This window comes from Micromonospora sp. NPDC005172 (assembly GCF_040608555.1).
Classification (GTDB): Bacteria; Actinomycetota; Actinomycetes; order Mycobacteriales; family Micromonosporaceae; genus Micromonospora.
The window spans coordinates 48,542-60,838 of sequence record NZ_JBEXIL010000018.1 but is presented as its reverse complement, the minus strand read 5'-3'; the positions used below and the strand labels follow the sequence as shown (position 1 = coordinate 60,838).

Below are 12,297 nucleotides of genomic sequence, written 5' to 3'. Positions count from 1 at the left end.
GCACCAGGACCACCCCGTCCACCAGCGAAGGCCCGCGGACACCGACCTGTTACCGGGTCTGCTCCAGCCAGGAGGCGTACAGGAGCCCGTAGACCGAGTCGGCGTCGCGGACCAACTCGTCGTGCGGGCCGCGCTGCACGATGCGCCCCCGGTCCACGACGATGACCTCGTCGGCGGCCTGGGCGGTGGAGAGCCGGTGCGCGATGGCGAGTGTCGTACGCCCGCGCGTGACGGCGTCCAGCGTGCGCTGCAACCGCACCTCGGTGGCCGGATCAACCGCGCTGGTCGCCTCGTCCAGCACCAGCAGGTCGGGGTCGGCCACGTACGCCCGGGCCAACGCGACGAGCTGCCGCTCCCCCACGCTCAGCGCCTCGCCACGCTCCCCGACCGGTGTGTCCAGGCCGGCGGGCAGACCGTCCAACCAGTCCGCCAGGCCCAACTCCGTGAACGCCGCCGTCAACTCCTCGTCGGTCAGCTCCGGCCGGGCGAACCGCACGTTGTCCCCGACCGTCGCGTCGAAGAGGAACCCGTCCTGCGGCACCATCACCACCCGCGAGCGCAGCGAGTCGAAGCGCACCTGCGCCAGCGGCACGCCGGACAGCAGCACCGCCCCCGCCGACGGGTCCATCAGCCGGGTGAGCAGCTTCGCGAAGGTCGTCTTGCCGCTGCCCGTCTCGCCGACCACCGCCACCCGGCTCTTCGCCGGGATCTCCAGGTCGATGTCGTGCAGCACCGGCGGCCCACCCGGGTAGGCGAACCGCACCCCGGCGAACCGGATGTCCAGCGGACCGATCGGCAGGTTCCGGCCCTGCTCCCCGGGGTCCGCGACGTCCGGAGCGACGTCCAGCACGTCCAGCACCCGCCGCCAGCCCGCGATCGCGTTCTGCGCCTCGTTGAGCACCTCGGTGGCGATCTGCACCGGCTGGATGAACAGCGTCACCAGGAAGAGGAACGCGGTCAGCTGGCCGATCGACAGCGTGCCGTCCACGCCCAGCGTCACACCGAGCACCACCACGCCGGCCAGCGCCAACCCGGCGGCCAGCTCGCCGACCGAGCTGCCCACGATGCTGATCCGGATCGCCCGCTGCTGCGCCACACGCTGCGCGTCGATGGCCTCGTCCAGCCGCCGCTCGGTACGCCCCGCGATGCCGTAGGCCCGGATCACCGGCGCGCCCACCACGCTCTCACCGATCGTGCCCAGCAACGCGCCGGTGCGCTGACGCACCGTCGCGTAGGCCGCGCCGAGGCGGCGCTGCAACTGGCGGATGACGAGCACCGCCGGCAGGAACGCCACGAGCACCACCAGGGTCAACTGCCAGGAGTACGCCAGCATCACGGCCGTCGTCACCACCAACTGACCCAGGTTGACCAGCAGGATCACCCCGCCCCACTGGAGGAACTGGGTGATCTGGTCGACGTCGCTGGTCACCCGCGAGACCAGCGACCCGCGCCGCTCCGACTGCTGGTGCAGCATCGACAGGTCGTGCACGTGCCGGAACGCCCGCGTCCGCACGTTCGCCAACGCCGTCTCGCTGACCGTGAACAGCCGGCGCATCATCAGGTAGCCGCAGGCCGTGGTGACCACGAGGATCGCCGCGGTGACCACCACCACCGACCAGACGACGTCCAGCCTCAGGCCACCGACGATGCCGCGGTCGATGCCCTGCTGCACCGCCACCGGAACGGCCACCCGGCCCACCATGTAGACCAGGGCCAGGGCCAGGGTGGCGGCCAGGCCGGTCCGCAGCTCCGGTGAGAGGGCCAGCCCCCGCCGCAGCGTCTGCCAGGTCGTCTCCGTCCGTGCGTCACGCTCGTCGGTCGTCGTCACCGTCGTACTCAATGGTCCACCTCGATTTCCAGGCCCGACGGCAGCGGCGCCACCTCGTCGTCGTACGCGCGTTCCTGCGCGCGGTCGACCTCCGCCTGCTCGTAGGCGGTGACCAGGTCCACGTACCCGGGCACGGTGGCCAGCAGCTCGGAGTGCGTGCCACGCGCGACCACCCGCCCCTGCTCCACGTAGATGACCTCGTCGGCGAGGGCGATGGTGGCCCGGCGGTACGCCACCACCAGGATCGACGCGGCGGGCACCCCCGGCTCGCCGGCCGACGCGCGCAGCCCGGCGAGGATGGCCGCCTCCACGCGGGGGTCGACGGCGCTCGTCGCGTCGTCGAGCACCAGCAGGCGCGGCCGCCCGGCGAGCGCGCGGGCCAGCGTGAGCCGCTGCCGCTGCCCGCCGGAGAGCGAGGTGCCCCGCTCGCCGACCATCGTGTCCAGCCCGTCGGGCAGCGCCGCGACGAACCCGTCCGCCTCGGCCAGGCGCAGCGCCGCCCACACGTCCTCGTCCCCGATGCCGTCCCGGTCCAGGGCGATGTTGGCCCGTACGGTGTCGTCGAAGACGAACGGCACCTGCGCCACCAGCGCGACGGTGCCGGCCAGCGAGGCGGCGGTCAGGTCGCGGACGTCCACGCCGTCCAGCGCGACGGTGCCCGAGTCCGGGTCGACCAGGCGTACGGCCAGCGAGGCGATGGTGGACTTCCCCGCGCCGGTCGGCCCGACCAGGGCGACAGTGCGGCCGGCCGGGACGGTGAAGGCGACGTCCCCGAGCACCTGCGCACCGGGCTGGTGGGCCTCGGCCGGCGGGTAGGAGAAGTGCACGTCGGTGAACGTGAGGGTGGCCGGGCCGGGGGTGGCCGGGTCGAGTACCCGCTGGCCGTACGGCATCTCGCCGGTGGCGTCGAGCACCCGGCGCACCCGGTCCCAGCCGGCGACGCTGCGCGGCAGCTCGGCCAGCACCCAGCCGATCGCCCGCACCGGAAAGGCCAGCACGGTGAAGAGGAAGGCCACGCTGACCAACTCGGTGACGCTGATCGCGCCCTGGCGCAGCCGGAACGCGCCGACCACCAGGACGGCCAGGGTGCCGAGGCTGGGCAGCGTCTCCAGCAGCGGGTCGAAGACGCCCCGCAGCCGGCCGACCGCGATCAGGGCGTCGCGCAGCTCACCGGCGCGGCCGGCGAACCGGGTCGTCTCCTGCGCCTCGCGGCCCATCGTCTTGACCACCAGCGCGCCGTCGAAGCTCTCGTGCGCGATGCCGCTGACCTCGGCGCGCAACCGCTGCGCGCGGGCCTGGCGGGGCGCCATCCGGCGGGAGTAGACCACGTTGAGCGCGAACAGCGCGGGAAACACGGCAAGGCCGACGAGGGCGAGAGCCCAGTCGGTGACGAACAGCGAGATGATCGCGCCGACCAGCATCACCAGCGTGCCGACCGCGAAGGGCAGCGGGGCGATCGGATACCAGGCCGCCTCCACGTCGGAGTTGGCGTTCGACAGCAGCGTGCCGGTGGCGTTGCGGTGGTGCCACGACAGCGGCAGGTCCAGGTAGCGGCGGGTGACCCGGCGACGGTAGGCGGCCTGGAGCCGGTACTGCATGTAGCCGGCACCGAGCCGACGGCCGAAGATGCCGACCACCCGCAGCACGCTGATCCCGAACAGCGCGACCGCCGCCAGCGTCAGGGCGCCGACGCCGACCTCGCCGCGCGCGACCGCCGGCACGACCACGTCGCCGACGACCGCACCCACCACGTACGCGCTGACGATGACCATCGAGCCGAACAGCACGCTGCCGACGACGGCGACCGTGAAGATCCGTGGCTGTTCCCGGATCGCCTGCCGCAGAACCCCCAGCCCTCTGCCGAGCACGTCCCGGCTTGTCCTGCTCGCCACGCTCTCCCCCGCCGTAAGCCACAATTATCTACCTCATCCTTACCGTTGCGGGCCGGCACTGCCGACCCGGACGGGATATGTCGACCATCACGTACCGGGCGTCCGGGCGCCACGGAACGACCCTGTCCCGCTCGGCGCGCGGCCTCGAAGGTCCGGGCCTACGATCGGCCCATGTCGCGGTACGCCCGAGCCGAGCGCGAGGCGCTGGCCGATCTCCTCCTGGCCCTCGGGCCCGACGCACCGACGATCAACGAGGGCTGGGCGACCCGCGACCTGGCCGCGCACCTGGTGCTGCGCGAGCGCCGTCTGGACGCGGCCGCCGGGATCATGCTGGCGCCACTGCGGGGGTACGCCGAGCGGGTCCGCCGCCGGCTCGCCGCCGGTCCCTACCCGGAGCTGGTGGCGCAGGTACGTCGGCCGCCGCTGTGGAGCCCGATCAGCAACCCGTTGACCGACGAGCTGGTCAACACGATGGAGTTCTTCATCCACCACGAGGACGTGCGGCGGGCCGTCCCGGGATGGCAGCCCCGCGAGCTGTCCCGCGACCTGCAGGCCACCCTGTGGAAGCGGGCCGCCCCGATGGCCCGGCTGACGCTGCGACGCTTCCCGGCGGACCTCTACGTCCAGGCGCCCGGGTACGGCGAGGTCTCCGTCGGCCGGGGCGGCGAACGGCTGCGAATGGTGGGCGCCCCGGCCGAGTTGACCCTGTTCCTCTCCGGACGCCAGCGGGTGGCCCGGGTCCAGCTGGACGGCTCGGTGTCGTCCGCTCGACAGTTGCGCAACGCCAACCTGGGCATGTGACTTACTGCACTTAATCGGTCACAGCAAGCGGGACGAATGCCCCAGTCCCAGCGATGCGCGCCGATACCTCCTCCCGTACGCTTCAGCGCGCCGTTCCGCGCCGGGGCGGCACGATGTGGGGGCACACGAATGCGAAGTTTCGCAATCTCGGCGCTACGGGAACCCTCCTTCACGGCGGGGCGCCACAAGTCCACGGATCGGGTAGCCAACGAAAGCGTCGAGTGGGCGCGCGCTTTCGGGCTGGTCAACTCCGGTCAAATTCATCGACTGCAACGGGCGGACGCCGCCGGTCTGGCGGGCCGAGCCTGCCCGGACGGGCCGGTGCGGGGCCTTCGGCTCCTCACCGATCTGATCTCCTGGCTCTTCGTCATGGACGACGCCTGCGACGAGGACGGTCTCGGGGCCGATCCGGAGCGGCTCGCACCGGTCATCGCCGCCCTGCTCGACGTGCTGGACCGGGCTGGCGCCCCGGGCGCCCTGCTGCCGCCGGAGGCCGGCCCGCTGGGCGTCGCGCTGCACGACCTGTGCCGCCGGACCCGGGCCGAGGGCCGGGCGCCGATGCTGCTGCGGTTCGTCAGCCAGGTACGCCAGTATCTGCTCGCGCTGCTCTGGGAGGCCACCAACCGGGAACGCCGGCGGGTGCCCGGGGTGACGGAGTACGTCCAACTACGTCGACACATCGGCGGCGTACACCCCTGTCTCACCCTGACCGACCTGGCGTCGGAGCAGCCGCTCGGACCGTACCGGCGGACCGATCCGGCGCTGACCGCCCTGGACCTGCTGGCCGTGGACCTGGTCTGCTGGTGCAACGACCTCTTCTCGTACGGCAAGGAGAGCCGGTCCGACCCGGACGCGCACAACCTGGTGACGGTCATCGCCCAGGAGGGCGGCCTCGACGAGGCGGACGCGCTGCGGGCGGCGGCGGACCGTTTCAACCGGGGGTTGGCGGCGTACCTGGCGGCCGAGGAGGGCTTGCTGGCCAGCGGTGTCGAGGCGTTGCGCTCGCCGTTGGCCGCGCGGCGCAACTGGGTCCGGGCCACCTACGACTGGTCAGTCGTGGCCGCCCGCTACGCCTGATCGATCGCGCCGGTCGGCGCGACGGGGTCGCCGGACGATCACCGGCACTAGCCGATGCCCGGTATCAGGCAATACTCTTCGGTAACCACTATGACGTGACGACCGTCACGCCACCACCCCCGAAGGCGGCTACAGCGATGGCTCTCGATGTACCGTACCGCTCCATCCCGGACATGTTCCTCAAGCGCGTGGCGGCCACCCCCGACCGGCACGCGTTCGCGTCCCCTACCCCTGACGACTCGGGGCCCGACTGGCTGACCTGGGAGCAGGTCGGCCAGCGCGCCAAGGCCGTCGCCGCCGGCCTGCACGCGCTCGGCGTGGGCCAGGAGAACCCGGTCGCGATCCTCGCCAACACCCGGCTGGACTGGGTTGTCGCCGATCTCGGCATCATGTGCGCAGGCGGGGCGACCACCACCGTCTACCCGACCACCGAGCCGGCGGACGCGACGTACATCATCGCCGACTCCGCCTCGCGGGTGCTCTTCGCCGAGAACCCGGCGCAGGCCGCCAAGATCGCGGGCGCGGACCTGCCGGCGTTGACCCACGTGGTGCTCTTCGACGGCACCCCCGACCCGAACGCCGCGATCCCCCAGCTCACCCTCACCGAGCTGGAAGAGCGGGGCACCCGGGCGCTGACCGCCGAGCCCGACCTGATCGACATGCTCGTCGGCGGCATCGGTCCCGACCACCTGGCCACCCTGATCTACACCTCCGGCACCACCGGCCAGCCCAAGGGTGTCGAGCTGCTGCACGGCGGCTGGTGCTGGGAGGCGGTGGCGCAGGCCGACGTCGGTTTGCTGCGCGACGACGACCTGCAATATCTGTGGTTGCCGCTGGCGCACTCGTTCGGCAAGACGCTGCTCTGCGGCGCGATCCACGTCGGCCTGCCGACCTACGTCGACGGGCGGGTGGAGAGGCTGGTCGACCTGCTCGCGGTGATCCGACCGACGCTGATGTGCGGCGCTCCCCGGGTCTTCGAGAAGGTCTACAACCGGGCGGTGACCACCGCGCAGGGCGCCGGCGGCGCGAAGGCGAAGATCTTCGCCTGGGGTGTCCAGGTCGGCAAGGAGAAGGTTGCGCTGGAGCAGGCCGGTAAGCCGGTGCCGGCGGGGGTGAAGCTGCGCTACGGGCTGGCCGAGAAGCTGGTGTTCAGCAAGCTCCAGGCCCGCCTCGGTGGTCGGATGCGGGTGCTGGTCTCCGGCGCCGCGCCGCTCAGCCCGGAGATCGCCACCTTCTTCGCCGCCGCCAACCTGCCCATCTCGGAGGGCTACGGCCTCACCGAGACCAGCGCCGGCAACTTCGTGAATCCGCCCGACGGTCTGCGGATCGGCACCGTCGGGCAGGCGATGGGCGACCTGGAGTGTCGGATCGACACCGACGGCGAGATCCTGGTCCGCGGTCGGCCGGTGATGCGTGGCTACCACAACCTGCCCGAGGAGACCGCCGCCGCCTTCACCGAGGACGGCTTCTTGCGCACCGGCGACATCGGCACGCTCGACGAGCAGGGATACCTGCGGATCACCGACCGCAAGAAGGACCTGGTCAAGACCTCGGGCGGCAAGTACATCGCGCCGTCGCACATCGAGGGGATGTTCAAGGCCATCTGCCCGTACACCTCGCAGGCGGTCGTGGTCGGGCAGGCCCGCAACTTCTGCACGATGCTCGTCACGCTCGACCCGGACGCCATTCGGGGCTGGGTGGCCGGCGGTCCGCTGGAGGGCCGCGACTACACCGAGATCGTCGCCTCGCCGGAGGCGCAGGCGATGGTCGAGGAGTACGTCGCCCAGCTCAACGCCAAGCTGAACCGCTGGGAGACGATCAAGAAGGTGGCGATCCTGCCGCGTGACCTGACCATCGAGGACGGCGAGATCACTCCGTCACTGAAGATCAAGCGGCGGGGCGTGGAGAGCAACTTCGCCGCCGAGATCGACAAGATGTACGCCGGCACCCTCGCCGAGCTGTAGCAACGGACCGCCGGTGGCCCCGCACCCGCTCGGGTGTGGGGCCATCGGCGTCTCGATCGGCTGTCCGCCGGTGTTCAGGCGATGACCGACGGCTCCGGCCATCGCTGCCGGCCGCTGCGGTCCAGGTCGTAGCGGACCGTGGCGATGCGCTCCACGGCCTCCACCAGCTCGGCGGCCGGCAGGGTGAACGGCAGCCGCAGGAAGCGTTCCAGGGTGCCGTCCAGACCGAACCGGGGGCCGGGCGCGAGACGGACGCCGACCTCCTCGGCGGCCCGGGCGAGCGCGCTGGAGACCGGGCCGTCCAGCTCCGCCCAGAGGGTCACACCGCCGCGTGGCACTGTCACCCGCCAGTCCGGGAGTCGGTGCGCCAGCGCGTCGAGCAACGCGTCGCGCTGGGCGGCGAGCTGCGCCCGGCGGTCGGCGACGATGGCTGCCGCGTCGGCGAGCAGGCGTACCGCGACCAACTGGTCGAGCACCGGGCTGGACATGTCCACGCCGACCCGCACGGCGGCCAGCCGCTGCACCTGCGGCGCGGAGGCGCGTACCCAGCCGATCCGCAGGCCACCCCAGTACGGCTTGCTCATCCCCCCGATGCTGACCACCCGGGAGTGCCTGTCGAACGTGGCCGTGGGCGGGGGCAGCTCGGCTCCGTCCAGCGGAAGGTCCACGAAGGACTCGTCGACGATCAGGTCGGTGCCCACGGCGTGGGCGGCGGCGACCACCCGCTCGCGCAACGCGCCGGGCATCAGGTGTCCGGTCGGGTTCTGGAACTCCGGGATCAGGTACGCCAACTTGGGCCGGGTCTGCCGCAGACTGCCCAGCAGCAGGTCCGGCTCCCAACCACCGGCGTCAGCGGACAGCCCGTGTGTGGTGATCCGGGCCCGCCGCCCGGCCAGCGCGGCGAGCGCGTTGGGGTAGGTGGGTGACTCGACCAGTACGCTCCCGCCGGGGGCCAGGGCGAGACGCAGCACCAGGTCCAGGGCGTGCTGCGTGCCGCTGGTGACCATGATCTGGTCGGCCGAGGTGGGCAGGCCCCGCGCGGTGTAACCGTCGGCCACCGCCTCGCGCAGCTCGGCGATGCCCGTCGGGTGGTAACCGGCGCCGCCCAGATAGCGGGGCAGGTCCTCGGTGGCGGCCCGGGCGGCCCCGAGCAGCTGGGGCGGGGCGGCCAGGGCGGCGACGCCGAGGTCGATCATGTCCCGGTCGTCGAGCGGGGTCCACAGGCCGGTGCTGGCGACCCGGTGGTTGCCGGGCAGCATCGTCCAACTGCCGGCGCCCCGGCGGCTGGCCAGGTGGCCGGTCTCGCGCAGTTCCCGGTACGCGGCGGTGACAGTGGTACGGCTGATCCGCAGCGCCTCGGCCAGCTCACGTTCCGCCGGCAGGCGGACGCCCAGGGGGAGCCGGGCGTCGGCGAGCAGACCACGCACCGCACCGGCGAGGGCGGCGTAGTCGGGACTACGGCGACGGCCCGGCAGCGCGTGCCACTGCCCCAGCAGCCGCGCTAATTGGACCCCTCGAACCTGACCGCTCATGGCCACTCCTCGGATATTGGCTTCTTCCTCCGGGAGGATTGGCACCTAGAGTGGCATGCATGGCACTGATTGGCAATCTCCGGGAGCGGCCGGTACGGCGGCTCAGCCAGCTCTATGCCGGCCTCGTCCTCTACGGGGTGAGCATGGCCCTGATGGTCCGCTCCGGCCTGGGCCTCGACCCGTGGGACGTCTTCCACCAGGGGTTGTCCAGGCTGACCGGGCTCTCCTTCGGCACGGTCACCATCGGCGTCGGCGCCCTGGTGCTGCTGCTGTGGATCCCGCTGCGACAGCGGCCCGGCCTCGGCACCGTCAGCAACGTGCTGGTGGTCGGCCTGGTGGTGGACGCCACCCTGGCCCTGCTGACCACCGGTGGCCCCCTCGGCGTCCGCATCGTCCTGCTGATCACGGGGATCGTCGCCAACGGCGCCGCCACCGCGCTCTACCTCGGCGCCCGGTTGGGCCCCGGTCCGCGCGACGGGCTGATGACCGGCTTCGTCGCCCGCCACCCCCGCTTCTCGGTGCGGCTGGTGCGGACTGTCATCGAGATCACCGTGCTCGCGCTGGGCTGGCTGCTCGGCGGCACGGTCGGCGTGGGCACCGTCGCGTACGCGCTGGCGATCGGTCCGCTGGCGCAGTTCTTCATCCCGCTCGTGGCGGTGCCTCCGGCCGAGGCCGACGCTGACGACGAGTCGGCGGTCACTACCGGTGACCCGTCGCGCGCCCCGGCCGCCTGAACGTTCACCGACCGTTCACGGACCGGCACGCCGCGCTGGTGGAAGTGGGCTCGTTGGAGGGTGGGTGTTCCCTTCCGCCACGCTCGCCGTCATCATCGGTGCATGGGGGAGAACGGTTGGCGCTGGAGCGACGCATGGATCTTCGTGTCGTTGGTGATCGCGAGCGGGGCGGGACGGCACCGACGGTCCGCGACCAGCCGCCGCCCGGAGGGCGTACGTCTGACCGACGTGCTGTCCACCGCCGATCACCTCAACCACGCGATTCCCGAACGACACGAGGTGGAGGCCGCGGTCCAGCGGCTGGTCGGCGCGGGCCTGGTCACCGTCGCCGACGGGTGGTTCCGCATCACCGCCGAGGGTGAGCAGCTCTGGCGCAGCCGCCCCCGGGCCGGCGTCGCCACCATGGTAGACACCGTGCAGGGGGTGCTGAGCCGCCGGCACGCGCCCGGCAGCGCCGACTGGATCCTCGAGGAGGCCGACCACGCGGCGGCCGTGCAGGAGTACGCGGTCCGCTCGATCCCCACGCCGCGCCGCTCCCCCGAGGGCCACTCCGGCGGCCACTGACGCCCAGCCCAATGCAGATCTTGGACAATTTCCGTCCGCTTCTAACGGAAACTGTCCAAGATTGCAACCATGAAGCCGCGCCGTTGCGCGCGGGCGGGGGTCAGCGACGCCGGGCCGGCGCAACGGGTAACGGCAGGGCGAGCAGGTGCGTGGGTGTGCCGTCCGGCATCGTCGATCCACCGACCTGGCGCCAACCCGCGCGCTGGTAGATCGCGCGCGCCGATGCGGAAGGGTTGGACGCGAGGGTCGCCCACGGTTCGGGCCGCCCGTCGAGGAGCCGGCGGATGAGTTCCGCGCCGATGCCCTCACCCCGCCGGACGGGATGCACTACCCACTCCATCACCGCGAACTTGTCGGCAGCCCGCAGATCGGCAGGCGGTTCGACATCGGCCCGCGTCCACCACCGGCCAGCTGTCATCGTCCACCCGTACGCCGCACCGACCAGGTCGCCCGCGTCGTGCGCCACGACGAGGGCGAACCCAGGGCGCCTCGGCTCGGCGGGCAGCGCGGCGGCGAACGCGGCCACCTGATCCGGCCCCTCTGCGTACGGCGGCTCCGCGTAGACCACCGCGTACAGACGCACCAGCGCCGCGAACACGGCCGTGGCCGATTCGGGAGTGTGCACGGTGTACGTCGCAGGCATGGGCCCAGGAGCCTAAGCCCGAACTCGGTCGGCGAGATCAGTGAACGCGGGCCGGGATCGTTCCACCGCAGGGACCGCATCCATGGCCTGAGCGGCCACCGAACGCAGCGAGTGGTTGTGCAGGTGAGCCGGCAGCGCGTCGAGTGCGTCGGCGGCGTGCCGCAATCCGTCGGGAATGTGCCCGCCACGGATCAGCCCGGCAGCCTGGTGCAATTGCACCTGCGCACGTAGCCGCGCCTGCGACGCCGGATAGAGGCCGAGGGCCTGCCGCTGCGCGACTTCAGCGTCGCCGAGCCGGCACGCGTGCGTGTAGACCCACGATTCGGTGTGGTGGACCCGATGCTCCGGCCATCCCCACAGCGACTCCACATCGCTCACAACTGCAACTGGCAACCGCTGAGCGACGTCGACGAGTTGCCGCACCGTCACCACCGCCTCCGCATGCCGTCCGGCCAACGAGAGTGCCTGGGCCCGGCCGGCGAGCAGCCCGCACACCGCCGACGTGGCTTGTCGACCCAGCAGCGGCAGCACGTCGTCGGACAGGGCGACGACCGCCGATGGTGGACGTCCGTCGTAGCAACCGTTCACCACGTCCCACGCCCGCACCAACACCCGGGTTTCGGTGTCCCCGGATTGGTCGGCGACCCGACGGGCCGTCTGCCACCAACGCCGACCCATCACGATCTGGCCCGAGGCGACAAGGCTCAGCGCGACGACGACGGACAGGCGTGCGGCAGCCTGCAGGAGACCAGGACGACGCGCACCGGGGTCAGCGGCGATCTGGTGCTGCAGCACCGTCAGATCGGCCGTCAGCTGGGCCATCAACGCGGGACGGGGTTGCCGGTAGTAGCCGTGACCGTAGTCGACCGCGATCTGCTCCCACTCGTCATGGTCGGCAGTCGCCGCGTCGCCGAGGCCGTGGCGAAGAGCCTCCAACCCCGCCAGGGGCGCGACGGCGGGGGCGGCGGCCAACGCCGTCATGGCCCGCAACATGGTGCGTCGGTGCAGGTCGAAGGCACCGACCCGCTCACTCCGGTACGCCTCGACGAGCGCCCCGTCGGCGTCTAGGGCCCGGTCACAGGCCGTGGCCAGGGCCTCGGTTGGGCGGCGGTCACCGCGCTCCACCTGGCCGATGTGGCTGTACTGGAAATGGATGATGGCACCGAGCTGTCGCAGGGACAGTCCGGCGCTCTCCCGATGCTGCCGGAGCAGCCTCCCGAAAGCGTCCATGGTCGGCTCCTAGCGTGTGCAGGAGCGTGTGC

Annotated in this window: 10 protein-coding genes; 5 read left to right on the top strand and 5 right to left on the bottom strand. The window is 72.1% G+C overall.

Translation table 11 applies throughout. The annotated features are described in order from the left end of the window. Nucleotides 1-49: 49 nt before the first annotated feature. The gene (locus ABZV06_RS15245; RefSeq protein WP_355236767.1) at nt 50-1,828 is read right to left on the bottom strand and encodes an ABC transporter ATP-binding protein; all 1,779 of its coding nucleotides are present in this window, start codon (nt 1,826-1,828) and stop codon (nt 50-52) included. 8 nt (nt 1,829-1,836) lie between these two features. Next, nucleotides 1,837-3,720, bottom strand: a complete 1,884-nt coding sequence (locus ABZV06_RS15240) for an ABC transporter ATP-binding protein (protein WP_355621739.1) — start codon at nt 3,718-3,720, stop codon at nt 1,837-1,839. A gap of 171 nt (nt 3,721-3,891) precedes the next feature. Here ABZV06_RS15240 and ABZV06_RS15235 point away from each other — a divergent pair, with 171 nt between their 5' ends. The 3 genes from ABZV06_RS15235 (at nt 3,892) to ABZV06_RS15225 (ending at nt 7,562) form a co-directional block, all read left to right on the top strand. Beyond that, complete coding sequence (locus ABZV06_RS15235) at nt 3,892-4,521, top strand: TIGR03085 family metal-binding protein (protein ID WP_355236761.1); 630 nt, start codon at nt 3,892-3,894, stop codon at nt 4,519-4,521. A 129-nt stretch (nt 4,522-4,650) separates the two neighbouring features. Then, nucleotides 4,651-5,598 (top strand): terpene synthase, encoded by a 948-nt coding sequence (locus ABZV06_RS15230; RefSeq protein ID WP_355236758.1) that lies wholly within the window; start codon nt 4,651-4,653, stop codon nt 5,596-5,598. 137 nt (nt 5,599-5,735) lie between these two features. Then, the gene (locus ABZV06_RS15225; RefSeq protein WP_355621736.1) at nt 5,736-7,562 is read left to right on the top strand and encodes a long-chain fatty acid--CoA ligase; all 1,827 of its coding nucleotides are present in this window, start codon (nt 5,736-5,738) and stop codon (nt 7,560-7,562) included. A gap of 74 nt (nt 7,563-7,636) precedes the next feature. On the opposite strand, the gene ABZV06_RS15220 is transcribed toward ABZV06_RS15225, so the two are convergent. Continuing rightward, nucleotides 7,637-9,094, bottom strand: a complete 1,458-nt coding sequence (locus ABZV06_RS15220; RefSeq protein ID WP_355621733.1) for a PLP-dependent aminotransferase family protein — start codon at nt 9,092-9,094, stop codon at nt 7,637-7,639. 59 nt (nt 9,095-9,153) lie between these two features. On the opposite strand from ABZV06_RS15220, the gene ABZV06_RS15215 reads away from it, so the two are divergent. Continuing rightward, nucleotides 9,154-9,828, top strand: a complete 675-nt coding sequence (locus tag ABZV06_RS15215) for a hypothetical protein (RefSeq protein ID WP_355621730.1) — start codon at nt 9,154-9,156, stop codon at nt 9,826-9,828. Between the two features lie 102 nt (nt 9,829-9,930). After that, nucleotides 9,931-10,392: a hypothetical protein gene (locus tag ABZV06_RS15210; protein WP_355049493.1), complete on the top strand. Its 462-nt coding sequence runs from the start codon at nt 9,931-9,933 to the stop codon at nt 10,390-10,392. Between the two features lie 100 nt (nt 10,393-10,492). Here the strand turns inward: ABZV06_RS15210 and ABZV06_RS15205 are convergent, their stop codons facing one another. After that, nucleotides 10,493-11,035 carry a GNAT family N-acetyltransferase gene (locus tag ABZV06_RS15205; protein WP_355621727.1) on the bottom strand — a complete coding sequence of 181 codons (543 nt, stop codon included), beginning with the start codon at nt 11,033-11,035 and terminating at the stop codon, nt 10,493-10,495. 12 nt (nt 11,036-11,047) lie between these two features. After that, nucleotides 11,048-12,265 (bottom strand): helix-turn-helix transcriptional regulator, encoded by a 1,218-nt coding sequence (locus ABZV06_RS15200; protein ID WP_355621725.1) that lies wholly within the window; start codon nt 12,263-12,265, stop codon nt 11,048-11,050. Nucleotides 12,266-12,297 lie beyond the last annotated feature (32 nt).